This is a genomic window from Streptomyces brasiliensis, from assembly GCF_014647875.1.
Taxonomy (GTDB): Bacteria; Actinomycetota; Actinomycetes; order Streptomycetales; family Streptomycetaceae; genus Streptomyces; species Streptomyces brasiliensis.
The window spans coordinates 62,071-86,860 of record NZ_BMQA01000032.1; the positions used below are offsets into that span (position 1 = coordinate 62,071).

A 24,790-nucleotide genomic window follows, 5' to 3' on the forward strand; every position below is an offset into this window, starting at 1 on the left:
ATTCCGGGCCCGGTGTGTGGTCGCCGGGCCGGGCGGGTCAGCGCTCGGGGCGGTCCTCCGGGGACTGCTCCGTCAGCGGGGCGGCCTCCGTCGCCGTGGACTTGGCCGTGCTGATCGCCGGCGTCGCGCCGTTCGCCCCGTTGGTCAGTGCCAGCTCCTTCGGGGAGAGCACCGGCGGGCGGGTGGACGGCGTACGGCGGGAGGAACCGGTCCAGGCGGGCCGGGGCGGCCGCTTGACGATGGGCGCGAAGACCTCGGCGATCTCCTCCTTGCCCAGGGTCTCCTTCTCGAGAAGGGCCAGGACGAGGTTGTCGAGGACGTCGCGGTTCTCCACCAGGATCTCCCAGGCTTCGTTGTGCGCGTTCTCGATGAGCTTCTTGACTTCCTCGTCCACCAGTGCGGCGACCTCTTCCGAGTAGTCGCGCTGGTGAGCCATCTCACGTCCGAGGAACGGCTCGGTGTTGTCGCCGCCGAACTTGATGGCGCCCAGGCGCTCGGTCATGCCGTACTGGGTGACCATCGCGCGGGCGGTGGCGGTGGCCTTCTCGATGTCGTTCGCGGCGCCCGTGGTCGGGTCGTGGAAGACCAGTTCCTCGGCCGCGCGGCCGCCCAGCATGTAGGCCAGCTGGTCCAGCATCTCGTTGCGCGTGGTCGAGTACTTGTCCTCGTCCGGAAGCACCATCGTGTAGCCGAGGGCGCGGCCGCGGGACAGGATCGTGATCTTGTGGACCGGGTCGGAGTTCGGGGAGGCCGCCGCGACCAGGGCGTGACCGCCCTCGTGGTACGCGGTGATCTTCTTCTCCTTGTCCGACATGATCCGGGTCCGCTTCTGCGGGCCCGCGACCACGCGGTCGATCGCCTCGTCGAGCATCTGGTTGTCGATGAGCTTCTTGTCGCTGCGGGCCGTGAGCAGGGCGGCCTCGTTGAGGACGTTGCTCAGGTCCGCGCCGGTGAAGCCCGGGGTGCGGCGCGCGACGGCGGACAGGTCGACGTCGGGGGCGACCGGCTTGCCCTTCTGGTGGACCTTGAGGATCTCCAGACGGCCCTGCATGTCCGGGCGGTCGACCGCGATCTGGCGGTCGAAGCGGCCGGGGCGCAGGAGGGCCGGGTCGAGGATGTCCGGTCGGTTGGTCGCGGCGATCAGGATCACGCCGCCCTTGACGTCGAAGCCGTCCATCTCGACGAGCAGCTGGTTCAGGGTCTGCTCGCGCTCGTCGTGACCGCCGCCGAGGCCGGCGCCGCGGTGGCGGCCGACCGCGTCGATCTCGTCGACGAAGACGATCGCCGGCGCGTTGGCCTTGGCCTGCTCGAAGAGGTCACGGACTCGGGAGGCACCGACACCGACGAACATCTCGACGAAGTCGGAACCGGAGATCGAGTAGAACGGGACCCCTGCCTCGCCGGCGACGGCACGCGCGAGGAGCGTCTTGCCGGTGCCGGGCGGGCCGTAGAGCAGCACTCCCTTGGGGATCTTGGCACCGACGGCCTGGAACTTCGCGGGCTCCTGGAGGAACTCCTTGATCTCGTGGAGCTCCTCGACGGCCTCGTCCGCGCCGGCGACGTCGGTGAACGTGGTCTTGGGGGTGTCCTTGGTGATGAGCTTGGCCTTGGACTTCCCGAAGTTCATGACCCGGGAGCCGCCGCCCTGCATCTGGTTCATCAGGAACAGGAAGACGACCACGATCAGGACGAAGGGCAGCAGCGAGAGCAGGACGCCCACGAAGGGGTTCTGCTTGGACGGCGAGACCGTGTAGCCGTCCGGGATCTGCTTCTGCTCGAACTTGGTCTGCAGGGTGCCGGCGATGGTCACGCCCTGGTCGCCGATGTAGCTCGCCTGGATCTTCGAGCTGCCGTCGACCTTCTGACCGTCCTTGAGCGTGACCTTGACGGTCTGCTCGTCACCGGTGGTGAGCTTGGCCGACTGCACGCGGTTGTCGTTGATCGCCGCCACGACCTGGCCGGTGTCCACCGTCTTGTAGCCGCCGGACGAGCCGACGACCTGCATCAACACGACCACGGCAAGGACGGCCAGCACGATCCACATGACCGGCCCACGGAAGTATCGCTTCACGTCCATCCATACGGAGCGGTGCCGCCCCGTCCCTCCTGCCATAGTGAGTTTGATAAGACAGTTCTTCTGACGGTACCCCAGCATTGTTGCCCGAAGTCGCCCGGGCGGCTGACAATCCCGTCTCTGCATGCTCCAACGGCGCGAAACCCGCTGGGGTTCCCGATCGTCCTACAAAGCTTGTGGCCTTGTGGGGCCGTGCCCGTCCGGGGAGGGGCTCAGCCGCCGTAGACGTGAGGCGCGAGCGTACCGACGAACGGAAGATTCCGGTACTTCTCGGCGTAGTCGAGGCCGTAGCCGACGACGAACTCGTTGGGGATGTCGAAGCCGACCCACTCGACGTCGATGGCGACCTTGGCGGCGTCCGGCTTGCGCAGCAGCGTGCACACCTTGAGCGAGTCGGGCTCGCGGGAGCCGAGGTTCGACAGCAGCCAGGACAGGGTCAGGCCTGAGTCGATGATGTCCTCGACGATGAGGACGTGCCGGCCCTTGATGTCGGTGTCGAGGTCCTTGAGGATCCGCACGACACCGGAGGACTGGGTGCCCGCGCCGTACGACGACACGGCCATCCAGTCCATGGTGACGGGGGTGGACAGCGCCCGGGCCAGATCCGCCATGACCATGACGGCGCCCTTGAGGACTCCGACGATCAGCAGGTCCTTGCCCGCGTACTCCGCGTCGATCTTCGCGGCCAGCTCGGCCAGCTTCGCGTCGATCTCTTCCTTGGTGATGAGCACCTGCTGGAGGTCGGCACCCATGTCTTTCGCGTCCACCCGCATCACTTTCGGTCGGTCGTCCCACCGGCTGCCCGGACCGTCGGAGGGTCACTCCGAGGGGTCGGGATTCAGCCTTGCCGAATCACCAGTCTGCCACCCTGGCGCTGGGCGACGACTTTGCCCGGAAGATTGATGGCTCCCTGGCCGCGCCAGCCGGTGATCAGCCGGTCGACTTCCTCGATGTGGCGGGCGAACAACGCGCCTGCCGGAGCGCCGGCCTGGATGGCGGCGCGGCGCAGGATCCGACGGCGCACGGCGGGCGGCAGGGCGTAGAGCTTGGCGCACTCCAGCCGGCCGGAGTCGTCGCGGACGCCGGCCTCGGCCAGGCTGGCCCAGTGGTCGAGGGCGTCGGCGTCGTCGCGGGAGAGCTGGGCCGTGCGGGCGAGGGCTTCGACGACGCCCTTGCCGAGGGCCTTCTCTAGGGCGGGCAGGCCTTCGTGGCGGAGCCGGGAGCGCGTGTAGGCCGGGTCCGCGTTGTGGGGGTCGTCCCAGACGGGCAGGGACTGGACCATGCAGGCCTTGCGGGCGGTCTGCCGGTCGAGCTGGAGGAAGGGGCGGCGGTAACGGCCGTCGGCCCCCGAGACCGCGGCCATTCCGGACAGGGAGCGGATGCCGGAGCCGCGGGCGAGGCCGAGCAGGACGGTTTCGGCCTGGTCGTCGCGGGTGTGTCCGAGCAGGATCGCGGTGGCGCCGTGGCGGTCGGCGGCGGCGTCGAGGGCGGCGTAGCGCGCGTCACGGGCGGCGGCCTCGGGTCCGCCTTCGCGGCCGACGGTGACACTGATGGACTCGGCGGGAACCAGGCCGAGTTCGCACATCCGCTGGACGACTTCCTCGGCGCGCAGGTCGGAACCGGACTGCAGGCCGTGGTCGACGGTGATGCCGCCTGCACGGATGCCGAGCTTGGGGGCTTCGAAGGCGAGGGCGGAGGCGAGGGCCACGGAGTCGGCGCCGCCGGAGCAGGCCACGAGCACGAGCGGGGACGTCGGGCGCTCGTACGCGGTGCCCGGGGCGCTCGTGCGCCGGGGTACGTGCCGGAGTGCGCTGTCCGGGGAGTCGGCGCTGTGTTCGATGAGGATGTCGTGGAGGACGCGGCGGACCGCCAGGCGTATCGCCGCGACCGCAGGATGGGGACCCATGTCCGGTTCCCTTCATGAAGTTTTCGGGGGGTGAGCCCGAGGCCGGTCACTCAGAGTGTGTCGATGGTGACAGAAACGGGCGGTTCCCCGAGCATTGCACGCCTACTCATGCCCCACGGTCCCTCGGACGGGTGATTGGAGGGGCGTCCGCCTGCCGTCGGCGGATTCCGTATCACCACGTCGCCGCTCCGTTCACGATTCCGGCCTGCCGTGCACCCGCGCGACCCAGTCCGCCGGTTTGGCGATCTCCGCCTTGGTCGGCAGGGTGTTCGGGGAGGTCCACACGCGGTTGAAGCCGTCCATGCCGACCTCGTCGACGACGGCCCGTACGAACCGTTCGCCGTCGCGGTACTGCCTCAGTTTGGCGTCCAGACCGAGCAGCTTGCGCAGGGCGATGTCGAGGCGGGAGGCGCCCCTGGCGCGGCGCTGCTGGAACTTCTCACGGATCTCGGAGACGGTCGGTACGACGTCCGGACCGACCCCGTCCATGACGAAGTCGGCGTGGCCCTCCAGCAGGGACATCACGGCGGTGAGGCGGCCGAGGATCTCGCGCTGGGCGGGGGTCTGGACGAGTTCGACGAAGGAGCGCCCGCCGTCGCCCTCCTCGGCCTCGGGGCGCCCGCCGACGAGGGACTGGGCGGCCTCGCGGATGCGTTCCAGGACGGTCATGGGGTCGACGTCGGTCTCCGCGAGGAACGACTGGATTTCGCCCTCGAGGTGGTCGCGCAGCCAGGGCACGGCGGTGAACTGCGTGCGGTGGGTCTCCTCGTGCAGGCACACCCAGAGGCGGAAGTCGTGCGGCTCCACGTCGAGTTCGCGTTCCACGTGGACGATGTTGGGCGCCACGAGCAGCAGCCGGCCCCCGCCGGTCGGTGAATCGGGGGGACCGCCCGCGGGCAGGTCGCGGCTGGCGGGGGCGAAGGTCTCGTACTGGCCGAGGACGCGGGAGGACAGGAACGACAGCAGCATGCCGAGTTCGACGCCGGTGACCTTGCCGCCGACGGCGCCGAGGACCGTGCCGCCCGGGGTGCTGCCGCGCCGCTCCTGCATCTTGTCGAGGAGCGGTTTGAGGATCTCCCGGAAGCCGGCGACGTTGGCCCGGACCCAGCCGGGGCGGTCGACGACCAGGACCGGGGTGTCGTGGGCGTCGTCCGTGCCCAGACGAGTGAAGCCCCGGACGTGGCCCTCCGAGGCTTTGGCGTGGCGGCGCAGTTCCGCGACGACGGCCCGGGCCTCGTCGCGGCTGACCTCGGGGCCCGGCCGTACGAGCCGGGTCGCGGTCGCCACCGCGAGGTTCCAGTCGACCATCCCAGAAGAAGCGGCACCACCGATGCTCGTCATGCGTCAACGGTACGTGAGCGTTACGACTTGGGGCAGGCCGTGACGATTTCGGCAGGTGGCGCGGCCGCCCACAGCCGCGGACCGCGCTGCCGGCGGCCACAGGGGCGGCGATGGCATCCGGACCGCTGGTTGCGGCTACCCGCAGCCGCAGCCCGCGAGCGTCGTCGCCGCCCGGTCCAGGGCCGACTGGGCCTCCTCGGGGCTGGTCGTGCCGGACGCCAGGAAGGCGAAGGCCAGCAGCCGGCCCTCCTGGTCGACGACGGTGCCCGCCAGCGCGTTGACGCCGGTCAAGGTGCCCGTCTTGGCCCGTACCATCCCGGCCGCGCCGTCGGCGTAGCGGGTGCTCAGGGTGCCGGTGAAGCCGGCGACGGGCAGCCCGGTGAGGACGGGGCGCAGGTCGGGCCGGGACGGGGAGCCGGCCTTGACCAGGAGGGCGGTGAGGAGGTCGGCGGTGAGCCGGTCCTCGCGGTCGAGGCCGCTGCCGTCGTGGAAGACGGCGCCGGAGACCGGCAGGCCGAGCCGCTTCAGCTGGTCGGCGACGGCCTGCGCGCCGCCGTCGAAGCTCGCGGGTCGGCCCGTCGCGGCGGCGGTCTGGCGCAGGAGGGCCTCGGCGATGTCGTTGTCGCTGTTGGTCAGCATGCGCTCGACCAGGGCGGACAGCGGGGGCGAGGAGACGGAGGCGAGGGTGAGGGCGCGGCCGGTCGCCTTGGAGGGGCCGGGGGAGGTCGACTTGATGCCGGCGTCCTGGAGGAAGCCGGCGAACTTGCGGGCTGCGTCCGCCGCGGGGTCGGGCACGCGCGTGACGGGACCGCTGGACGAATCGTCGGTGCGGCCCTCGTCGGCGGTGAGGGCGCTGACGGGGGCGAGGTTGTCGTTGACGCCGATGGAGTGGAGTCCGGGGCCTGTGTAGAGGGTGGTGTCGTACGACAGGGTGACCTGGCGGATGCCGCGGGCCTTGAGGGCCTTGGCGGTGTCGGTGGCCAGGGTGCGCAGGCTCGCCCAGCCCTCGTCCTTCGGGTGGGCCGTGAGGGTGGGGTCGCCGCCGCCGACCAGGACGAGTTCCCTGGTGTCGGGTTCGAGGGCGGTCCGGGTGGTGAGGCGGTGGTCGGCGCCCAGGGCGGACAGGGCGGCGACGGCGGTGGCGATCTTGGTGGTGGAGGCGGGGGTGAGGGCGGTGTCGCCGCCGGTGCCGTAGAGCCGTTCTCCGGTGGTCACGTCGACGACGGCGGCCGTGTGGGAGCCGCCGAGCTCCGGGGCGTCCAGGAGCGGGCCCAGGACGTCCGTGAGGGGCTTCTCGCCGGGTGCCGTCTTGACGGTGGTCGTGGTGCGGCCGAGGTCCGCGAGGACGGTCGCGGCGCTGGGTGCGGGCCGGGGCGCCCTGGACGACGTACCGGATGCGCGGCCGTGATCTGCGCCACCTGGCTCCTGGAGGGCGGCGGCCCGGTCCCGCTCGGCCGTACGCTGACCGGTGGCGCCCCAGGGTCCGGCGGCGGTCACCACACCGGCGGCCAGCGCCAGCCCGGCGCCGGCGGCGAGGGCGGTGTACTGCCAGGTCCGCGCGGTTGCGGTCCGGGGAACCCGCGCGAGCTGCGGTTTCACGGCCCGCGTGAGCCGTGCGACCCGCGGTCTCACGGGCGCCGCGGCCCGTGCCAGTCGCGGTCGTACGGCGTTCGTGATCCGCACCACGTGCGGTCTCGCGGCTCGCCAAGGCCTCAGTTCTGGCACGACCACCAGCCCCTTTCGCGATCACACACCTGCGTGAGGGACACTTAACCACCAGAACTATGTGCTGATCATGGAGGAGCCACCGGTGGAGTTCGACGTCACGATCGAGATCCCGAAGGGTTCGCGGAACAAGTACGAGGTGGACCACGAGACCGGTCGGATCCGCCTCGACCGTCGTCTCTTCACCTCGACCGCCTACCCGACCGACTACGGATTCGTCGAGAACACCCTCGGCGAGGACGGCGACCCGCTGGACGCGCTGGTCATCCTGGACGAGCCGACCTTCCCGGGCTGCCTCATCAAGTGCCGCGCGATCGGCATGTTCCGGATGACGGACGAGGCGGGCGGCGACGACAAGCTGCTGTGCGTTCCGGCCACCGACCCGCGCGTGGAGCACCTGCGCGACATCCACCACGTGTCGGAGTTCGACCGCCTGGAGATCCAGCACTTCTTCGAGGTCTACAAGGACCTGGAGCCGGGCAAGTCGGTCGAGGGCGCCAACTGGGTGGGCCGCACGGACGCCGAGGCGGAGATCGAGCGGTCCTACAAGCGCTTCAAGGAGCAGGGCGGTCACTGAACCCTCCTGACTCCCCTGTCCCACGGGCCGTACGCGCACGCGTGCGGCCCGTTTGCATGCCCGCCGTGTGGTCATGCGCATACTGAGCCTGACGGAAGAGTCGTTCAGGGAGCGTTGCGGAGTGACGGAGGCGGAGGACCGCAAGCCTCGGTCGGACGAGGCGAGAAGCACGTACGATCCCGAGATCACGTCCGAGTTCGCGATCCCGGAGGGGCTGGCGGTCCCGAGGACCGGCGGTGAGTCGGAGACGACGTCCGAGTTCGCCGTGCCGGAGGGGCTCGACACGCCGCAGCCGCCCGGGACCGGGCCGGAGGGGTCGGCGTTCAGCCTGCCGAGCACGTACAGCGCCGAGGACACCCGGACCACGTTCACCCCGCCGACCGGCCTCCCCTCGGTCAATCTGGCCAAGGACGCGCCCTGGCAGGACCGGATGCGCACAATGCTGCGCATGCCGGTGGCCGAACGGCCGGCGCCGGAACCGGTCCAGAAGGTCGAGGAGGAGAGCGGCCCGGCCGTCCCGCGTGTGCTCGACCTGACCCTGCGCATCGGCGAGTTGCTCCTCGCGGGCGGCGAGGGCGCGGAGGACGTGGAGGCCGCCATGTTCGCGGTCTGTCACTCGTACGGTCTCGACCGGTGCGAGCCGACGGTCACGTTCACGCTGCTGTCGATCTCGTACCAGCCGTCCCTGGTGGACGACCCGGTGACCGCGTCCCGGACGGTGCGCCGGCGCGGCACCGACTACACGCGCCTCGCGGCCGTGTTCCGGCTGGTGGACGACCTGACCGACCCCGAGACGCACGTCTCGCTCGAGGAGGCCTACCGGCGGCTCGCGGAGATGCGCCGCAACCGGCACCCGTACCCCGGCTGGGCGCTGACCTCGGCGAGCGGGCTGCTGGCCGGTGCGGCCTCGGTCCTGGTCGGCGGTGACCTGATCGTGTTCGTCGCGGCCGCGCTGGGCGCGATGCTCGGCGACCGGCTGGCGTGGCTGTGTGCGGGACGGGGGCTGCCGGAGTTCTACCAGTTCACGGTGGCCGCGATGCCGCCCGCCGCGATCGGCGTGGCGATCACGCTGGCGCACGTGGACGTGAAGGCGTCCGCCGTGATCACCGGTGGGCTGTTCGCGCTGCTGCCCGGGCGGGCGCTGGTTGCGGGCGTGCAGGACGGCCTGACCGGCTTCTACATCACGGCGGCGGCCCGGCTGCTCGAGGTCATGTACTTCTTCGTCGGCATCGTCATCGGCGTGCTGGTCGTCCTGTACTTCGGTGTGAAGGTGGGCGGCACGCTCGACCCGGACGCCGCGCTGAACATCGAGGAACGGCCGCTGCTGCAGATCGCGGCGTCGATGCTGCTGTCGCTGACCTTCGCTGTGCTGCTCCAGCAGGAGCGCTCCACCGTGCTGGCGGTGACGCTCAACGGGGGCGTCGCGTGGTCGGTGTACGGCGCGATGCACTACGCGGGCGGGATCTCACCGGTTGCTTCCACGGCCGTCGCGGCAGGGCTGGTGGGGCTGTTCGGGCAGTTGCTGTCCCGGTTCCGGTTCGCGTCGGCGCTGCCGTACACGACCGCCGCGATCGGGCCCCTGTTGCCGGGGTCCGCGACGTATTTCGGGCTGCTGTCCATCGCGCAGAACAATGTGGACAACGGGCTGGTGTCGCTGGCCAAGGCGGCGTCCCTCGCCATGGCCATTGCGATCGGGGTCAACCTGGGGTCGGAGATCTCCCGGCTGACGCTCCGGGTCGGCTCCGCCGGGAAGCGGCGGGCCGCCAAGAGGACCAGGGGGTTCTGAGCGCCTACGGGGCGCGGTGGTTGCCCTGGTTGTAGTCGTACGGGTACTGCTGTTCGCCGTACGGCTGCTGCTGGTACTGCTGGGGGTACTGCTGCTGGGGGTACTGCTGCTGGGGGTACTGCTGCTGGCCGTAGTACTGGTCGTGGTTCTGGTTGCCGTTGTACTGCTGCTGGTCGTACGGCTGCTGGTCGTACGGCTGCTGGTCGTACGGCTGCTGGTTGTACTGGTCGTACGTCGGCTCGATGCGGCGCAGCTGGGTCGTCGCGTCGTCCATCACCGGAGCCGGTGGCTGCTGGACCGGCGGGTTCTTCTTGGCCTTGGAGCGGGCGCGCAGGAACTCGATCGCGATCGGGACCACCGAGACCAGCACGATCAGAATCAGGATCGCCTCGATGTTCTTCGTGACGAAGTCGATGTTGCCGAGCCAGGAGCCGAGCAGGGTGACGCCCGCGCCCCACAGGACGCCGCCGATGACGTTGAAGACCAGGAACGAGCGGTACCTCATGCCGCTGACGCCGGCGATGATCGGCGTGAACGTGCGCACGACGGGCACGAAGCGGGCCAGGATCAGGGACTTGGGGCCGTACTTCTCGAAGAACTCGTGCGCCTTGGTGACGTTCTCCTGCTTGAAGAGCCGGGAGTCCGGGCGGTTGAAGAGGCTCGGGCCGACCTTCTTGCCGAACATGTAGCCCGCCTGGTCACCGAGGACCGCGGCGAGGCAGATCAGGGCGATCGCCCCCCACAGCGGGAAGTCCAGCTGGTGGGAGGTGATCAGCAGGCCGCAGGTGAACAGCAGGGAGTCGCCCGGCAGGAAGAAACCGATGAGCAGTCCGGACTCGGCGAAGACGACGAGCAGCAGGCCCCAGATGCCGTAGGTGTCGAGCAGGTAGTTGGGATCCAGCCAGCTCGGGCCGAGGGCAAGTGTCATCACGGGTCCGGGCTCCTGAGGGTGAAGGCGACGGCGCCGTCCATGTGCGGCCGTACAAAGCTATCAACGCTCGATGTCAGCCCCGGGTTCCACGGGTGGCGCCGGGATGCACGGTCACGAGGTGTGGCGGGCCGCGTTCGCCGTGATCGCCTCCCTGAGGTGCTCGGCCAGGCCGGGGCGCATCGAGTCGTAGAACGCCTTGAAGCGCTCGTCCGCGACGTACATCTCGCCCAGGCAGCGGTGCATCTCGTACGGGCACTCGTAGAACCACGTGCTGATGTGCCGGCGGTGTTCCTCGGCCAGGCCCATGGCCGCCTCGCCGGTCGGGGGCTCGCCCTCGGTCACCAGGGCGGCGTAGCGCTCGCTCCAGGCATCGGCCTCGGCCTGCAGGCGCTTCCAGTCGTCCTTGGTGTAGCGGGCGGCCCGGCGCTGCGACTCGGCGTAGGCCTCGGTGCCGCCCCAGCGCTGCTCCGCCTCCTCGGCGTACTGCTCGGGGTCCTTGTCGCCGAAGACCTCGAACCGCTCCTCGGGTGTGAGGTTCATGCCCATCTTGCGTGCCTCCATGGCGTGCTCCACGGCCGTGGCCATCTTCTGCAGCTTCTCGATCCGGGCGGTCAGCAGCGCGTGCTGCCGGCGCAGGTGTGCGCGCGGGTTCGCGTCCGGGTCGTCGAGCAGGGCCGCGACCTCGTCGAGCGGGAAGCCGAGCTCCCGGTAGAACAGGATCTGCTGCAGCCGGTCGAGGTCGGCGTCGCCGTAGCGCCGGTGGCCGGCGTGGGTGCGCTCGCTGGGGACCAGCAGGCCGATCTCGTCGTAGTGGTGCAGGGTGCGCACCGTCACTCCGGCGAACGCGGCGACCTGTCCCACGGAGTAGCTCACTTCCGCTCCTTCTGTCGATACGGCTTCACGGTGGGCCCTCACGCCACGTGAGGTGCAAGGCCGTTTTCCACGGAAGCGCCCGCCTCGGGCTCGCTTCCCTCGGAGGCGCCCCCTCGGCGTCGTTCTTCTCCGGATGTTCAGTCCGTTACGTCCGCTTATCGTGAGCCCGTGGCCCAGGAGACCGTGCACAAGGCGCCCATCGCCCCGACGACGCCCGCCCGCGCCCTCCTGTCGCTGATCCTGCCCGCCCTGGCCGTGGGCGTGGTGGCCGGCCTGCTCTACCTCGCCGTGAGCGCGATCGCTGAGAGGCTCGAGCACGTGCTGTGGCACACCGTGCCCAGGGCGCTGGGGATCGGCGACTACTCGGTGCTGTGGATGTTCGTCGTGCTCACCGCGACCGGCGTCGCGGTCGGGCTCGTGGTGTGGAAGGTACCGGGACACGCCGGACCCGACCCGGCGACCATGAGTCTGAACGCGCCCACCCTGCCACCCCTGGTCCTGCCGGGCCTGCTGCTCGCGGCGGCGCTGATGCTCGCGGGCGGGCCGAGCCTCGGCCCGGAGAACCCGATCATCGCCGTGAACGTCGGGCTGGCGGTGTGGCTGGGCACCCGGTTCGTCGCGCGGATCCCGGGCGAGGCGTGGGCGGCGCTGGCGGAGGCGGCGACGATCGGCGCCCTGTTCGGTACGCCGGTGGCGGCGGCGCTGGTCATGTCCGAGGCGCTGGCCGAGCGGCAGATGCAGGGTCGCCTGTGGGACAACGTCTTCGCGCCCCTGGCGGCGGGCGCGGCCGGCGCCATGACGACCACGCTGGTCGCCCATCCGACCTTCGACCTCGGCCTGCCTCCCGTCGGCCGCCCGGACTGGGCCGACCTGCTGGCGGTGCTCGTGATCGCGCCGGCCGGCGCGCTGCTCGGCATGGCCGGCGTCCACGCCTTCCCGTACGCCCACGGCCTCTTCCAGCGGCTGCGGCACCCGATGCTGATGCTCCCGGCGGGCGGCCTCGTCCTGGGCGCGCTCGGGGCGCTCGGCGGCCATCTGACGCTGTTCAAGGGTCTCGACGAGGTGACGATGCTGGCGCGCGATCCCGACGGCTGGTCGGCCGGGCAGTTCGCCTTGATGACGGTGGTGAAGCTGGCCGCGCTGATCGTCGCCGCGTCCTGCGGCTTCCGGGGCGGGCGGATCTTCCCGGCGGTCTTCATCGGCACCGCCCTCGGTCTGTGCGCGCACGCCCTGGTGTCCGGCGTGCAACCGGCGGTGGGCGTGTCGGCGGGTGTGCTGGGCATGCTCCTGGCGATCACCCGGCAGGGCTGGGTGAGCCTGTTCACCGCCGCCGCGCTCGTCACCTCACCGACGATCCTGGCCTTGTTGTGCATCGCCTCGCTGCCGGCCTGGCTGCTGGTGACGGGGCTGCCGCAGATGCAGTTGCGGGCGGACGGGTCGGCGATCCGCTGACCGCCCGGCTGCCCCCGATCCCCTAGGAGACACGACGATGCCCCTCCACAAAGGTCCCGAGAAGCACGACGAGCGGCCCATGTCCGTCAACCCGTTCTACGGCGAGGCGAATCCGCTCGGCGACATGATCGAGGCACCGCCCAAGCACCGGCTGCCGGACAACCCGCTGCCGCCGACGACGGCGTACCAGGTCGTGCACGACGAGCTGATGCTGGACGGCAACTCCCGGCTCAACCTCGCCACGTTCGTCACCACCTGGATGGAGCCGCAGGCCGGGGTGCTGATGTCCGAGTGCCGGGACAAGAACATGATCGACAAGGACGAGTACCCGCGCACGGCCGAGCTCGAGCGGCGCTGCGTGGCGATGCTCGCCGACCTGTGGAACGCGCCGGACCCGTCGAGCGCCGTGGGCTGTTCGACGACCGGCTCCAGCGAGGCGTGCATGCTCTCCGGGATGGCGCTCAAGCGGCGCTGGATGCAGCGCAACGCCGACCGCTACCCGTCGAGCGGAGTGCGTCCGAACCTCGTCATGGGCGTCAACGTCCAGGTCTGCTGGGACAAGTTCTGCAACTTCTGGGAGGTCGAGGCCCGCCAGGTGCCCATGGAGGGCGACCGCTTCCACATCGACCCGCAGGCTGCGGCCGAGCTGTGCGACGAGAACACCATCGGTGTCGTCGGCATCCTCGGCTCCACCTTCGACGGCTCGTACGAGCCCATCGCCGAGCTGTGCGCGGCCCTGGACGCCCTCCAGGAGCGCACCGGCCTGGACATCCCGGTCCACGTGGACGGCGCGTCGGGCGGGATGATCGCGCCCTTCCTCGACGAGGACCTGGTGTGGGACTTCCGCCTCCCGCGCGTGGCGTCGATCAACACCTCCGGACACAAGTACGGCCTCGTCTACCCGGGCGTCGGCTGGGCGGTGTGGCGGGACAAGGAGGCGCTGCCCGAGGAACTGGTCTTCCGGGTCAACTACCTGGGCGGCGACATGCCCACCTTCGCGCTCAACTTCTCCCGCCCCGGCGCACAGGTCGTCGCGCAGTACTACTCGTTCCTGCGCCTCGGCCGCGAGGGCTACCGGGCCGTGCAGCAGACCACCCGGGACGTGGCGACCCAGCTCGCCCGGCGGATCGAGGCACTGGGCGACTTCCGGCTCCTGACGCGCGGCGACCAGCTGCCGGTCTTCGCGTTCACCACCGTCCCGGGCGTGACGTCGTACGACGTCTTCGACCTCTCACGGCGGCTGCGCGAGGAGGGCTGGCTGGTGCCGGCGTACACCTTCCCGCCCAAGCGGGAGGATCTGTCGGTGCTGCGGGTGGTGTGCCGCAACGGCTTCTCCGTCGACCTCGCGGAACTCTTCCTCGAGGACGTGACGCGTCTGCTCCCCGAACTGCACCGCCAGCCCCACCCCTGGACACAGGACAAGCAGGCGGCGACGGGCTTCCACCACTGACGGACGCCGCCGACGAACGCCGACCCGGCAACCTCAGCGGTCGTCCTCCGGATGCCGCTCCCCCGTCGCGTACGGGTTCTCCTCGCCCTCGGCCAGGACGCCGACGAACGGTTCGCCCTCGCCGGCGAACGTGTAGGCGCCCTTCCGGAGGCGTGCGACGAGCTCGCGGGTCCAGGCGGCGTCGGAGTCGGCCCGGTGGACCCACAGGTTCATGATCTCGCCGATGTGGCCGAGCTGTTCGGGCCCGTCCTCGGGGATGTAGTGCTCGGTGACGGCGGACCGCCACTCCTCGATCCGCCGGATCCGTTCCTCGAGCAGGGCCACCGCCTCGTCGCGCTCCAGCTCGACCAGACAGCCGATGGCCGCCGACTGGATGTCGATCTTCTGGTCGTAGGCGACCAGGGACTCACGGAGGAGGCGGAAGAACTCCTCGGTCCCCGCGTCCGTGACCTCGTACTCGGTGCGCGGCGGGCCCCCCGCCGTGGACGGTGCGATCTCGTGGGCGTGCAGCAGGCCCTGCTTCGCCATCTGTTTCAGGGCGTGGTAGATGGACCCCGGCTTGGCGTTGGACCACTCGTGCGCGCCCCAGTACTCCAGGTCGTTGCGTACCTGGTAGCCGTGGGCGCGCCCGTGCTGGCGGACCGCGCCCAGCACGAGGAGACGGATCGCTGACATGCGCCTCAGCCTAGGGCCCGGCCGGTCAGCCCCAGGTCGTGCCCTGTTCCTGCGCCACCAGCTCGAAGGCGGTCTTCCCGTCCAGGGACTCCCGGACGATGTCGGCGTGGCCCGCGTGCCGGGCCGTCTCGCGGATCAGGTGGAGCACCAGCCAGCGCATGGAAACGGCCTCGTCCGGCGGGAACCAGGGGTCGTCGGGCAGCGGGAAGGTGTCGTCCAGGCTGGGGACGGCACGGATGAACTTCTCCGTCTCGGCCGCGACCTCCTCCCAGTACGCCAGCTGCCCGGCCACCGTCTCGCCGTCGGTCAGGACGAAGCACTCGTGCCAGTTCGACTCGTCCCGCTTGACCGCCGGCGGCTCCCCCTTGGCCCGCGCCACCCAGCCCTGCTCGACCTCGGCGACGTGCTTGAGCAGCCCGCCCAGGGACAGCTCGCTGGCGCTGGGCCGGCTCGCGGCCTGCTCCTCCGTCAGCCCCAGCAGGGCCCGCCTGATGCCGCCGCGCTGTTCGGCGAGGAAGGAGATCAGCGCCCCGCGCTCGTCGCCCTGCGCCTCGGCGCGCACGTGAGTGACCATGACCGCAACCTTTCGTCGGAGCCGGGGAGGCTCGCGGGGCCTCCCTCGACACCGCCGAAGCTACGGGCCCTTGCGGTCAGATTCTGTCCGCAAGGGCCCGCACCTGCCGCGGAGATTCCGGCCGGAATTCGTCTACGACGTGTGGAACGTCGGGCGGTCGGCGGGCCCCGATCCTGCACGAGCCCGAGGCGCCTCACTCCGCACCCGGGGGTCGTCCCGGCCACCCGGTCCTTCGCCATGAGGACCCTCGGCGAATCGGCCGGCCGACGTAGTCCGGGCCGCGCGCTGCGTCGTCTCAGCCGCGAGCCGGTCCGTGACCGACTAGAACGGGAACGGGCTGCGCCCGTGCTGCACCGAGATCCACTTCTGCGTGGTGAAGGCGTCCAGCGTCGTCTCGCCGTTCAGCCGGCCGACCCCGGAGTGCTTCTCGCCACCGAACGGGACCAGCGGCTCGTCGTGGACGGTGCCGTCGTTCACATGGAACATGCCGGTGTCGACCTGCTTGGCGAAGGCCACGCCCCGCTCGATGTCGCCGGTGTGGACGGCGCCGCTCAGTCCGTACGGGGTGTCGTTCACGATGTGCAGCGCGTCCTCCTCGCCGTCGAACGGGATGAGGAAGGCGACGGGACCGAAGATCTCCTGCCTGAGGAGCGCGGAGTCGGCGGGTACGTCGGTCAGGACGGACGGCTCGACCAGGTTGTCCGTGGTGGCGCCGTGCACCAGGGCCGTGGCGCCCTCGGCGATGGCCTGCTCGACGACGCCCGAAATGGCGTTGGCCTGGGCCGAGTTGATCACCGGCCCGATGATCGTGTGCGGGTCGCTCGGGTCGCCGACCTTGAGCGACCTCACCTTGGCGACGAACTTCTCGGTGAACTCGTCCGCGATCGAGCGGTCGACCAGGACGCGGTTCGCGGCCATGCAGACCTGGCCCTGGTGGACGTACCGGCTGAAGACGGCCGCGTCGACCGCGTAGTCGAGGTCGGCGTCGTCGAGGACCACGATCGCGCTGTTGCCGCCCAGTTCGAGGACCGAGCGCTTGAAGTGCGCGGCGCAGACCGTGGCCACGTGCTGCCCGACCTTGTCGGAGCCGGTGAAGGAGATGACCTTCGGGACCGGGTGCTCGATGAACGCGTCTCCTATCTCGGCTATGTCCGTGATGACGACGTTGAGGAGACCCTTGGGCAGCCCCGCGTCCTCGAAGATCTTCGCGATCAGGGAGCCACCCGTGATCGGGGTGTTCTGGTGCGGCTTGAGGACCACACCGTTGCCGAGGGCGAGCGCCGGGGCGACCGACTTGAGGGAGAGCAGGAAGGGGAAGTTGAAGGGGCTGATCACACCGACGACGCCGACCGGGACGCGGTAGAGGCGGTTCTCCTTGCCGTCGATCGGCGAGGGGATGATCCGGCCCTCGGGACGCAGCGCCAAGTGGATCGACTCGCGCAGGAACTCCTTGGCCAGGTGCAGCTCGAAGCCGGCCTTGATATGGGTGCCGCCCAGCTCCGCGATGATGGCCTCGGTGATCTCCTGCTCGCGCTCCTCGACCAGCCTGAGCGCCTTCTCGAAGACCGTGCGGCGGGCGTAGGGGTTGGTCGTGGCCCACTGCTTCTGGGCGCGGGCGGCGGCCTGGTAGGCCTGATCCACCTCGTCGACCGTGGCTATGGTGATCGAGGACAGCTTCTCGCCGTCGTACGGATTGAAGTTGATGATGTCCCAGGAGCCGGTGCCCGGGCGCCACTCACCGTCGATGAACTGCTGGGCCAGGTCGGTGAAATAGGACGACATGTGATCCCTCGATCCCCTGCTGCCGATGTGGTCGGTCGAAGCAGTCGGAGTGCGATCGACTTCCGATCACTTCTTCTCAACTATCCACTCGCTGATCACGCGTCATCCTACGTGCGGATCAGGCGAGTTGGGGCCACGCCGGGAGGGATCTGGCGGGGATCGAGGGTATTCCCTACGACAGCTGCAACAGCCCGCGCAGCAGGTCGCGACTCTCGTCCGGACCGGGGCTGTCCTGCTGGAGCTCCTTGAGCGCCTGTTCGTACTGGGCGACGTCCTCGCGCTTGTCCAGGTACAGCGCACTGGTCAGCTGCTCGAGGTACACGACGTCGGACAGATCCGACTCGGGGAAGCTCAGGATGGTGAAGGCGCCGCCCTCGCCGGAGTGGCCGCCGAGGCTGAACGGCATGATCTGCAGCCGTACGTTGGGCCGCTCGGAGACCTCGATCAGATGCTGGAGCTGGCCGCGCATCACCTCGCGGTCGCCGTAGGGACGGCGCAGGGCGGCCTCGTCCAGCACGATGTGGAAGTCGGGGGCGTTCTCGGAGACGAGGTACTTCTGCCGCTCGAGCCGCAGGGCCACGCGCCGCTCGACGTCGGCCACGCTCGCGCCCTTCATACCGCGCCGGACGACCGCGCGCGCGTACTCCTCCGTCTGCAGCAGACCGTGTACGAACTGCACCTCGTACGCCCTGATCAGCGAGGCCGCGCCCTCCAGGCCGACATACGTGGGGAACCAGCTGGGCAGCACGTCGGAGTAACTGTGCCACCAGCCGGCCACATTGGCCTCCCTGGCGAGGGACAGCAAGGACTCGCGCTCCATGTCGTCCGTGATGCCGTACAGGGTCAACAGGTCTTCCACATCCCGCGTCTTGAAGCTCACCCGGCCCAGCTCCATCCGGCTGATCTTCGACTCCGAGGCACGGATCGAGTACCCCGCAGCCTCGCGCGTGATGCCGCGCGACTCACGCAGCCGCCTGAGTTGCGAGCCGAGCAGCATGCGTCGCACCACCGATCCGGGCTCTCCCGCGCTCACGTTCGCCAGCCTCCCCAACCGTCTTCAGGGCCCGCAGTCTGCCACTAAAACACTTCGAGCAGTACTCGTCCGGTTACGGAAACGGAAAGACGTCAAACGTTTACTTGCAGGAAGAGGCAAGACACAGGTGAGCCAAGTCCAAGAGACTGGCGGAAAAAATGGCCAAGAAGCGGTACGGGAGGGCTCAATTCGGTCTCGTGCACGTGCATCTGCCCTTGCATCTGCTGTGCGCATCCGAAACCATGGTCCCGCGCCACCGCTGCATCGCAACGACCGCGAATTCCCGGGAGTGCCTCGCATGGGGACGAATGGATCGACCATGCTCGAGCCGTTACGGCAGGGCCTTCCGCCGCTGGACCCCGCGGCCGTGTCCGACGCCGCCTCCTGCGCCCTCCCCGCCCGCTACGAAGCGGTGCGCGAGGCCCGGCAGTTCACCCGAAGAACGCTGGACCAGTGGGACGTCGGTGACCGCTTCGACGACATCTGTCTGGTCGTCTCCGAACTGGTCACCAACGCCCTGCGGCACGCGCTGCCGGGCGACGCCGGCGTTACGGCGGACCAGTCCCCGGCGGTGCGGTTGCACCTGATGCGCTGGACCGAGCGGCTGGTGTGCGCGGTGCGCGACCCGAGCCACGAGACGCCGGTCGCGCGCGACTCCGAGGACTACTCGGCCGAGTCGGGCCGCGGGCTGTTCCTGGTCGACTCGTTCAGCGACAGCTGGGGCTGGCACCCGCTCGCGGGCACGCTGGGCGGCAAGGTGGTCTGGGCGCTGTTCCGGCTCCCCATGGCGGACTGACGACACGCGGCGTCGAACGACGTCACGTGTCTACGCGCGTTCCCGCGAACTTTCCGGCGAATGCGACCGGTTGTCCCCCCGTCGGCTCGGACGTCACTCGTCTCAGCTCGCCACCAGGTGGTCGAACTCGCCGTCCTTGACGCCGAGCAGCATCGCCTCGATCTCCGCGCGTGTGTAGACGAGCGCGGGACCGTCCGGGAAGCGCGAGTTGCGTACCGCCACGTCTCCGCCCGGGAGGCGGGCGAACTCGACGCAGGAGCCCTGTGAGTTGCTGTACCTGCTCTTCTGCCAGGCCACTCCGTCCAGCTGCGTGGCAGCCATGCCGTTGTACACGTACACGCCGTCAACGTCGCGGTCCACAGGTCGCTCCCCGGTGGTGCACTGGCTGATGTGGCCATGGATGCTGTAGTCAACTGAGCCGGATCATAACCTTGTTCACGTGCGGATGCATGGGCAGATGCACGTGCACGGGGGGTGGTCCTCCGGTTACAGCTTTGGCGACTCCTTTACCGAAGCTGCTCCAGCGTGTGCCCCAGGGCTCGCAGGACATGCGAACGCCATCCCCCGTCCATGATCTTCCTGGCCATCCTCTGCGCCGGATCGTCCGGATCGAATCCCTCGTGCACTAGGAAGAGACGCGTACCGCGCCCTTCCTGTTCCAGGGTCCACGTAATGGTCCAGTCTGCAGGATTGTCCGGATCGGCGTCGGCCCAGCGGACGGACAGCATCCGCTCGATGTCGTAGGCGAGAACCTGCACGTCGACGACTCCGGAGAAGCGAGTGCCCGGACGCGGGACGGAGGTCATCCGGTACCGGTGCCCGACCTCCAGCCGAAAGTTTTCGACGCCCGGCATCTGCCACTGCACGAGCAGATCGGGCTCGGTGAGGGCGCGCCAGACCTTGGCGGGAGAGTGCGGCAGGAACTGGTCGACGCGGATGGTGGTGAGGTCGTCGGCGTCTGCGGGGGTCTCGGGACGGTCGTTCATGTGCGGTCATCGTCGGGCATGCGGTCGAGCAGGGCGCCGAGGCCCTTCAGACGGTCGCGCCAGAATCGCTCGTACGGATGGAGCCAGTCCTGCAGGTCGGCGAGCGGGGCCGCCTCCAGGCGGTAGATGCGCTGCCGGCCGGAGCGCTGCTCGGAGACGAGACCGGCCTCCCGGAGCACCTTGAGGTGTTCCGAGAGGCTGGGCCGTCGCATGTCGAAGTGGTCGGCCAGGGTCTGGACGGGCTGCGGCCCCTCCTCGCGCAACAGCCGCAGCACCTCGCGGCGGGTGGCGTTGGCGAGCGCGGCGAAGACGCGGTCCTCCTCGGCTACGTCTGCCCCGGTCGTGGTCATGCGTCCCCTTCTTCTCGCTCCTGGTGCCGCGCCTCCGTCAGCAGCATCAGACCGTTGCCGTCCGGGTCCCGGAAGGTGGCCATCCGGCCCCACGGGAGGTCGTCCGGGCCCTGCACGGCGGTGCCCGCCTCGGCCAGGCGCGCACAGTCGGCGTCGACGTCGGTCGTCACCAACATGATCCCCCGGGTCGAACCCGGCTCGAAATCGCCCATGCCCGGGCCGGAGAGCGTGAAGACGGTCTGCGCGCCCTTGGGCGCGACCTGGAGCCACCGCCCCTGGGGCATGTCCAGGTCGGCGGTGATCTCGAAGCCGAGCACGTCCGTGTAGAAGCGCAGGGCACGGTCCTGGTCGGCGACGGGGAGCGTGACGAAGGAGGCGTGAGTGATGTTCATGGGCGGAGCATAAGTAGGAGATTCCCTACCCGTCAAACATAGGAGATCTCCTACCTATCGAGCTGGCGCACATCGGATCCCTGCCCGGCGTACACAGTCCTGCCGGTGGGTCCCTGGTAGCTTGCTGCGGTCGTTCCGGCAGACGGGCGGCCGACCGGCTACAGCTTGGGAGCTTCCAGTGACTTCGGCGACTACGAGGGTGCGGATCGCGGCCGTGGCCGCGGGACTTGCGGGCGCGCTCGCGCTGACCGCGTGCAGCGGTGGCGGCGACTCCAAGGACGACTCCACGTCCGGCCCGACCGGATCGGCGGCCCCGACCGCGACCGGGGCCACGACCGGCGCGGCGTCCGCGTCCGACGCGCTGCAGGGGAGCTGGCTCGCCACCACCGACGGCAAGGCCGTGGCGCTGGTGATCACCGGCAAGCAGGCCGGGCTGTTTGCGACCGGCGGGTCCGTGTGCAACGGGGCCGCGGGTGAGGAGTCCGGTATGCGGATGATCCATCTGACCTGCACAGATGGGAGCAAGAACCGGGCCACCGGGATGGTCGACTCCGTCGACGAGACCTCGATGAAGGTGACCTGGTCGGGCGGGCTCCGCGTGGAGACCTACACCAAGGCCGAGGGCGGGCAGCTGCCGTCCGGTCTGCCCACGGCCGGTCTCGGGTCGTAAGCCGTGAACGGAGGGGCGCGCGAGCGGGCGCCGGGGCGAGGAGTGATGATGCCGGTACACCGTCACGACCTCGACAGGACCCTCTCATGCGCGTCATTCCGCTCACCGTCACCGCCCTCGCCGCCGCCCTCGTCCTGACCGCCTGCGACGACGGCGGCAACGCGAAGGGCAAGGACAGCTCGGCCTGCGAGATCGGCGGGGTCTCCGTACAGATCGGTTCGGCGAGCGTCGCACCGGCCGCCGGGGACACCGGCGAGGTTCCGGTCAGCATCACGAACCAGAGCACGCCGTGCACGCTGTCCGGTTTCGCCGCCGTGCGGTTGAAGGCGGGCGGCACGACGGCCGCCGTGCCGGCGCTCGAGGGCGCGAAGGCCCAGAAGCTGAAGCTGGCCAAGGGCGACTCGGCGTCCTTCACGATCAGCTACGTACGCGGCAAGGCGGGCGACGGGGCGAACATCGACGCGAAGTCGGTCGAGATCGGCCTGGCCGGTTCCGGCGCGACGCAGAGCTTCCCGTGGTCGTACGGGCCGGTGGCGGGTAAGGGCGCGGCGGGCTCGCCGGATGCCTCGGTGGGCGCCTTCCAGCAGGCTGGGGACTGACGCGCGGGCGGGGGTGACTCCGGGCCACGCGTGCGCGGGGACTCTGCGCTCGGCCCGGCCCTGACCGTCGGCCGGGGCGCGCGGGTCCCGACAGTCGTCAGTCGAGCCGTGGGTGGGCCTTGACCTGGGCTCGGTCCGCCGCGTGGGCGCCCTCCGTCCAGCCTGCCTCGTCGGTCACCCCGCGCAGCCGGGTCGTGGTGGTCCGCGGGAACATCCGCTCCATGCGGTCGGTGACGGCTATCTCGCGGGTGGCCAGGACCGGGAGCAGGCCCTGGGTCACCTGTGTCTCGGCGGCGGACGCGAGCCGGTCGCCGACACGGTGGGCGTAGGCCGCGAGGAAGGACTGCCGGAAGGTCTTGGTCCGCTTGCGCCCGCCCGCTCTCTGGGCCGCCTCCGCCTTCGACATCGCGTGCGTGGCCTGCACGAGGAGCGACGTGTAGAGCAGCTCGACGACCTCCAGATCGGCCTCGAAGCCGACCACCGTGGAGAACGCGAACGGTTCGTTCCACACGGCACGGCAGTGGTTCGCCGTGGCGACCGCGTCCAGGAGCACCGCCTTGGCCTGCTCGTACGGGGGCTCGACCCCGATACGGCAGGCACCGGGCGCGTCCGCGGCGGGCGCCCCGGCGGCGAGCAGTGCCTCGTCGATGCTGTGCCGGGCCATCAGCTCCTGCGCCTTCGCACTCAGCGCCTCCGCCTCCTCCGGATACCCGGTCGCCTCGGCCTTGGCGAGCAGCGCACGGATGCGGGTGAGCATGCGGGAGGCGGCGGGGCGGTGTTCGCGCGTCGGCTCGTCCAGAGGTTCGAGGGCGGGCAGGCGCAGCAGCAGCCGGTACAGCTCCAGGACGGCGGTCGCGCGCGAGAAGCGGTCGGCCCCGCGCGCGGGAGCGGCAGGGAGGGCGTCGAGCTGGTCGGCCCAGCGGCGGCCGCGCGGGCGGTCGTCCGGTGCCTGCGCCCGGATCAGCTCGGCGGCCACGCGCACGTGCACGTCGTCCAGTTCGCGCCGTACGAGCCGTACGACGTCGGCGGGCTGCCAGCCGCGGCGCCAGGCCGCCGCCACGAACTCCGCGCCCCGCCGCGCGAGTTCCGCGTCCGCGCCGGGGTCCGCCGCGAGGAGGGACGCGCCCGTGTCGAGGCCGGGATCGGTGTCGTCGTACAGGGCGGCCTGAAAGGCTCGCTCCACAGTGCTGCTCGTACTGCTGCTCACCCGTCGATCGTGCCACGCGCCACGGACAGCGGGCGGTGGCCGTCCACACCCTGTGGACAACTCACCCGGTCCGGGGCGCCGGGGCGTCCCGGGCACCGAAATTCGCTCGCCTGTCCGTCAGAAGCGTGTCAAGCATGGAGCCATGGTCGACACATCTCTCTACGCGGCCTTCCTCGTCGCCGCCTTCGCGCTCTGCATCACCCCGGGTCCCGACCTGATGTTCATCGTGGCGATGGGCGGCCGGGGCGGTCCGATGGCCGGAGTGACCGCCGCCTTCGGGGTCGCCTGCGCGATGTTCGTGCACTCGGTCGCCGCGGCCCTCGGACTGTCCACGCTGTTCCTGACACTGCCGACGCTCTACCACGTGCTGCGCTGGGCGGGCGCGGCCTATCTGCTGTACCTCGCGTACAGGGCGTTCCGGGGCGGTGACGGACCGGTCGACGCGGGCGGGACGGAGGGGCCGGCGGGCTCGGGCCGACGGCGGGCCTTCTGGCGAGGAGCGGTCACGAACCTGCTCAACCCCAAGGTGATCCTCTTCAACGTCTCCTTCCTGCCCCAGTTCGTGAACCCCGAACTGGGGCACGTGGGCGAGCAGTTCCTGCTCCTCGGCGTCACGATCACGGCCATGGGCTCCCTGGTGGACGGCTCGGTCGGACTGCTCTCCGGAAAGCTCTCCGCCCTGCTGCGGCGCAGCCGCCGGGTGTCCCGGGGGCTCGACTGCTTCAGCGGGACGGTGTTCGCGGGGCTGGCGGTGCGGCTGGCGGCGGCGCCGAAGTAGGGCGAGCGCAGTGTCAACTTCCGGTTGACACCCTTCTATCGTCAACCTACGGTTGACACATGACGACGAAACCCGGCGGCCCGGTGTCCATCCGTCTCGACGACCTCATCGCGGCCATCAAGAAGGCCCACCCGGAACCCCTCGACCAGCTCCAGGACGCGGTGATCGCCGCCGACCACCTGGGCGACGTGGCCGACCACCTCATCGGCCACTTCGTCGACCAGGCGCGGCGCTCGGGCGCGTCCTGGACCGAGATCGGCAAGAGCATGGGCGTCACCCGGCAGGCGGCCCAGAAGCGCTTCGTGCCGAAGGAGTCGGCCGACCTCGACCAGAGCTTCAGCCGCTACACCGTCCGCGCCCGCAACGTGGTGGTGTCCGCGCACAGCAGGGCGCGGGCCGCACGCAGCGCCGAGGGCCGGCCCGAACACCTCGTCCTCGGGCTGCTCGCCGAGCCCGAGGCCCTCGCCGCGAAGGCGATCACCGCACAGGGCGTCGCCCTGGAGGCCGTCGAGGCCGCCGCGACCGCCGCGCTTCCGCCGGCCGCCGAGGACGCGCCCGAACTCGTGCCGTACGGCCCGGACGCCAAGAAGGTCCTGGAGCTCACCTTCCGCGAGGCGCTCCGCCTCGGCCACAACTACATCGGCACCGAGCACATCCTGCTGGCCCTGCTGGAGCACGAGAACGGCGCCGGCGTCCTCAGCGGCCTGGGCGTCGGCAAGGCCGAGACCGAGCGGTACGTCGCGAAGGCGCTGGAGGAGCTGGTCGAGCAGCATCGGCGACTGGATCAGCCCGAGGACTGAATCCGCAGGTCAGAGCGTGTTGTCAGACCCGCC

At 70.3% G+C, this 24,790-nt stretch carries 25 protein-coding genes; 9 read left to right on the forward strand and 16 right to left on the reverse strand.

Annotated elements, in window-relative coordinates; translation table 11 throughout:
- Positions 1-37: 37 nt before the first annotated feature.
- The 5 genes from ftsH to dacB all read right to left on the reverse strand — a co-directional run bounded on the left by ftsH (position 38) and on the right by dacB (position 7,052).
- Positions 38-2,077, reverse strand: coding sequence for an ATP-dependent zinc metalloprotease FtsH (gene ftsH / locus IEZ19_RS33420; RefSeq protein ID WP_189315089.1), 2,040 nt, complete (start codon positions 2,075-2,077; stop codon positions 38-40).
- Positions 2,078-2,286: 209 nt separating this feature from the next.
- Complete coding sequence (gene hpt, locus IEZ19_RS33425) at positions 2,287-2,847, reverse strand: hypoxanthine phosphoribosyltransferase (protein WP_189315090.1); 561 nt, start codon at positions 2,845-2,847, stop codon at positions 2,287-2,289.
- 65 nt (positions 2,848-2,912) lie between these two features.
- The gene (gene tilS / locus IEZ19_RS33430) at positions 2,913-3,980 is read right to left on the reverse strand and encodes a tRNA lysidine(34) synthetase TilS (RefSeq protein WP_189315064.1); all 1,068 of its coding nucleotides are present in this window, start codon (positions 3,978-3,980) and stop codon (positions 2,913-2,915) included.
- 192 nt (positions 3,981-4,172) lie between these two features.
- Positions 4,173-5,321 (reverse strand): Rv3626c family coenzyme F420 biosynthesis-associated protein, encoded by a 1,149-nt coding sequence (locus IEZ19_RS33435; protein WP_189315065.1) that lies wholly within the window; start codon positions 5,319-5,321, stop codon positions 4,173-4,175.
- Between the two features lie 135 nt (positions 5,322-5,456).
- Positions 5,457-7,052 (reverse strand): D-alanyl-D-alanine carboxypeptidase/D-alanyl-D-alanine endopeptidase, encoded by a 1,596-nt coding sequence (dacB, locus tag IEZ19_RS33440; protein WP_229841150.1) that lies wholly within the window; start codon positions 7,050-7,052, stop codon positions 5,457-5,459.
- A 79-nt stretch (positions 7,053-7,131) separates the two neighbouring features.
- On the opposite strand from dacB, the gene IEZ19_RS33445 reads away from it, so the two are divergent.
- Complete coding sequence (locus tag IEZ19_RS33445; protein WP_031115900.1) at positions 7,132-7,623, forward strand: inorganic diphosphatase; 492 nt, start codon at positions 7,132-7,134, stop codon at positions 7,621-7,623.
- A gap of 121 nt (positions 7,624-7,744) precedes the next feature.
- Positions 7,745-9,409 (forward strand): threonine/serine exporter family protein, encoded by a 1,665-nt coding sequence (locus tag IEZ19_RS33450; protein ID WP_189315067.1) that lies wholly within the window; start codon positions 7,745-7,747, stop codon positions 9,407-9,409.
- 4 nt (positions 9,410-9,413) lie between these two features.
- Here IEZ19_RS33450 and IEZ19_RS33455 read toward each other — a convergent pair whose 3' ends face one another.
- Both IEZ19_RS33455 and IEZ19_RS33460 read right to left on the reverse strand, forming a co-directional pair.
- On the reverse strand, positions 9,414-10,337 hold the full coding sequence (locus tag IEZ19_RS33455; RefSeq protein ID WP_373297095.1) for a DedA family protein: 924 nt from the start codon (positions 10,335-10,337) through the stop codon (positions 9,414-9,416).
- Positions 10,338-10,451: 114 nt separating this feature from the next.
- Complete coding sequence (locus tag IEZ19_RS33460; RefSeq protein ID WP_189315069.1) at positions 10,452-11,213, reverse strand: MerR family transcriptional regulator; 762 nt, start codon at positions 11,211-11,213, stop codon at positions 10,452-10,454.
- A 168-nt stretch (positions 11,214-11,381) separates the two neighbouring features.
- Between IEZ19_RS33460 and IEZ19_RS33465 the strand changes: the two genes are divergently transcribed.
- Positions 11,382-12,665, forward strand: coding sequence for an ion channel protein (locus IEZ19_RS33465; RefSeq protein ID WP_189315070.1), 1,284 nt, complete (start codon positions 11,382-11,384; stop codon positions 12,663-12,665).
- 37 nt (positions 12,666-12,702) lie between these two features.
- Positions 12,703-14,115, forward strand: a complete 1,413-nt coding sequence (gad, locus tag IEZ19_RS33470) for a glutamate decarboxylase (protein ID WP_189315071.1) — start codon at positions 12,703-12,705, stop codon at positions 14,113-14,115.
- Between the two features lie 33 nt (positions 14,116-14,148).
- On the opposite strand, the gene IEZ19_RS33475 is transcribed toward gad, so the two are convergent.
- The 4 genes from IEZ19_RS33475 to IEZ19_RS33490 all read right to left on the reverse strand — a co-directional run bounded on the left by IEZ19_RS33475 (position 14,149) and on the right by IEZ19_RS33490 (position 18,155).
- The gene (locus IEZ19_RS33475) at positions 14,149-14,790 is read right to left on the reverse strand and encodes a PadR family transcriptional regulator (protein ID WP_189315072.1); all 642 of its coding nucleotides are present in this window, start codon (positions 14,788-14,790) and stop codon (positions 14,149-14,151) included.
- Between the two features lie 25 nt (positions 14,791-14,815).
- On the reverse strand, positions 14,816-15,364 hold the full coding sequence (locus tag IEZ19_RS33480) for a DinB family protein (protein WP_189315073.1): 549 nt from the start codon (positions 15,362-15,364) through the stop codon (positions 14,816-14,818).
- 321 nt (positions 15,365-15,685) lie between these two features.
- Entirely contained in the window at positions 15,686-17,146 is a 1,461-nt protein-coding gene (locus IEZ19_RS33485) for an aldehyde dehydrogenase family protein (protein ID WP_189315074.1), read from the reverse strand.
- Positions 17,147-17,318: 172 nt separating this feature from the next.
- On the reverse strand, positions 17,319-18,155 hold the full coding sequence (locus IEZ19_RS33490) for a Sco1979 family transcriptional regulator (RefSeq protein WP_506005006.1): 837 nt from the start codon (positions 18,153-18,155) through the stop codon (positions 17,319-17,321).
- A gap of 322 nt (positions 18,156-18,477) precedes the next feature.
- Between IEZ19_RS33490 and IEZ19_RS33495 the strand changes: the two genes are divergently transcribed.
- Positions 18,478-18,975 (forward strand): ATP-binding protein, encoded by a 498-nt coding sequence (locus tag IEZ19_RS33495; protein WP_189315075.1) that lies wholly within the window; start codon positions 18,478-18,480, stop codon positions 18,973-18,975.
- Between the two features lie 102 nt (positions 18,976-19,077).
- Here IEZ19_RS33495 and IEZ19_RS33500 read toward each other — a convergent pair whose 3' ends face one another.
- The 4 genes from IEZ19_RS33500 to IEZ19_RS33515 form a co-directional block, all read right to left on the reverse strand.
- On the reverse strand, positions 19,078-19,335 hold the full coding sequence (locus IEZ19_RS33500) for a DUF397 domain-containing protein (protein WP_189315076.1): 258 nt from the start codon (positions 19,333-19,335) through the stop codon (positions 19,078-19,080).
- 146 nt (positions 19,336-19,481) lie between these two features.
- Positions 19,482-19,961: an SRPBCC family protein gene (locus IEZ19_RS33505; RefSeq protein WP_189315077.1), complete on the reverse strand. Its 480-nt coding sequence runs from the start codon at positions 19,959-19,961 to the stop codon at positions 19,482-19,484.
- Positions 19,958-20,311, reverse strand: coding sequence for an ArsR/SmtB family transcription factor (locus IEZ19_RS33510; RefSeq protein ID WP_189315078.1), 354 nt, complete (start codon positions 20,309-20,311; stop codon positions 19,958-19,960). The genes IEZ19_RS33505 and IEZ19_RS33510 overlap by 4 nt, the downstream gene beginning before the upstream one ends.
- Entirely contained in the window at positions 20,308-20,703 is a 396-nt protein-coding gene (locus tag IEZ19_RS33515; protein ID WP_189315079.1) for a VOC family protein, read from the reverse strand. Before IEZ19_RS33515 ends, IEZ19_RS33510 begins: the two co-directional genes overlap by 4 nt.
- 178 nt (positions 20,704-20,881) lie before the next feature.
- On the opposite strand from IEZ19_RS33515, the gene IEZ19_RS33520 reads away from it, so the two are divergent.
- A complete protein-coding gene (locus tag IEZ19_RS33520; protein WP_229841152.1) occupies positions 20,882-21,373 on the forward strand; it encodes a hypothetical protein in 492 nt (163 codons plus the stop codon).
- 86 nt (positions 21,374-21,459) lie between these two features.
- Positions 21,460-21,972: a DUF4232 domain-containing protein gene (locus IEZ19_RS33525; protein WP_189315080.1), complete on the forward strand. Its 513-nt coding sequence runs from the start codon at positions 21,460-21,462 to the stop codon at positions 21,970-21,972.
- A gap of 97 nt (positions 21,973-22,069) precedes the next feature.
- On the opposite strand, the gene IEZ19_RS33530 is transcribed toward IEZ19_RS33525, so the two are convergent.
- On the reverse strand, positions 22,070-23,179 hold the full coding sequence (locus IEZ19_RS33530) for a DUF2786 domain-containing protein (RefSeq protein ID WP_189315081.1): 1,110 nt from the start codon (positions 23,177-23,179) through the stop codon (positions 22,070-22,072).
- Positions 23,180-23,321: 142 nt separating this feature from the next.
- Here IEZ19_RS33530 and IEZ19_RS33535 point away from each other — a divergent pair, with 142 nt between their 5' ends.
- Both IEZ19_RS33535 and IEZ19_RS33540 read left to right on the forward strand, forming a co-directional pair.
- Positions 23,322-23,957: a LysE family translocator gene (locus tag IEZ19_RS33535; protein ID WP_189315082.1), complete on the forward strand. Its 636-nt coding sequence runs from the start codon at positions 23,322-23,324 to the stop codon at positions 23,955-23,957.
- 59 nt (positions 23,958-24,016) lie between these two features.
- A complete protein-coding gene (locus tag IEZ19_RS33540; RefSeq protein WP_189315083.1) occupies positions 24,017-24,757 on the forward strand; it encodes a Clp protease N-terminal domain-containing protein in 741 nt (246 codons plus the stop codon).
- The last annotated feature ends 33 nt before the right edge of the window (positions 24,758-24,790 follow it).

Excerpts from the sequence above, each read along its gene's own strand:
- IEZ19_RS33515 (WP_189315079.1), bottom strand. The coding sequence starts at position 20,703 with ATGAACATCACTCACGCCTCCTTCGTCACGCTCCCCGTCGCCGACCAG.
- hpt (WP_189315090.1), bottom strand. The coding sequence starts at position 2,847 with ATGCGGGTGGACGCGAAAGACATGGGTGCCGACCTCCAGCAGGTGCTC.
- IEZ19_RS33510 (WP_189315078.1), bottom strand. The coding sequence starts at position 20,311 with ATGACCACGACCGGGGCAGACGTAGCCGAGGAGGACCGCGTCTTCGCC.
- tilS (WP_189315064.1), bottom strand. The coding sequence starts at position 3,980 with ATGGGTCCCCATCCTGCGGTCGCGGCGATACGCCTGGCGGTCCGCCGC.
- ftsH (WP_189315089.1), bottom strand. The coding sequence starts at position 2,077 with ATGGACGTGAAGCGATACTTCCGTGGGCCGGTCATGTGGATCGTGCTG.
- IEZ19_RS33525 (WP_189315080.1), top strand. The coding sequence starts at position 21,460 with ATGCGCGTCATTCCGCTCACCGTCACCGCCCTCGCCGCCGCCCTCGTC.
- IEZ19_RS33480 (WP_189315073.1), bottom strand. The coding sequence starts at position 15,364 with ATGGTCACTCACGTGCGCGCCGAGGCGCAGGGCGACGAGCGCGGGGCG.
- IEZ19_RS33455 (WP_373297095.1), bottom strand. The coding sequence starts at position 10,337 with ATGACACTTGCCCTCGGCCCGAGCTGGCTGGATCCCAACTACCTGCTC.
- gad (WP_189315071.1), top strand. The coding sequence starts at position 12,703 with ATGCCCCTCCACAAAGGTCCCGAGAAGCACGACGAGCGGCCCATGTCC.
- IEZ19_RS33475 (WP_189315072.1), bottom strand. The coding sequence starts at position 14,790 with ATGTCAGCGATCCGTCTCCTCGTGCTGGGCGCGGTCCGCCAGCACGGG.
- IEZ19_RS33535 (WP_189315082.1), top strand. The coding sequence starts at position 23,322 with ATGGTCGACACATCTCTCTACGCGGCCTTCCTCGTCGCCGCCTTCGCG.
- IEZ19_RS33435 (WP_189315065.1), bottom strand. The coding sequence starts at position 5,321 with ATGACGAGCATCGGTGGTGCCGCTTCTTCTGGGATGGTCGACTGGAAC.
- IEZ19_RS33540 (WP_189315083.1), top strand. The coding sequence starts at position 24,017 with ATGACGACGAAACCCGGCGGCCCGGTGTCCATCCGTCTCGACGACCTC.
- IEZ19_RS33495 (WP_189315075.1), top strand. The coding sequence starts at position 18,478 with ATGGGGACGAATGGATCGACCATGCTCGAGCCGTTACGGCAGGGCCTT.
- IEZ19_RS33505 (WP_189315077.1), bottom strand. The coding sequence starts at position 19,961 with ATGAACGACCGTCCCGAGACCCCCGCAGACGCCGACGACCTCACCACC.
- IEZ19_RS33485 (WP_189315074.1), bottom strand. The coding sequence starts at position 17,146 with ATGTCGTCCTATTTCACCGACCTGGCCCAGCAGTTCATCGACGGTGAG.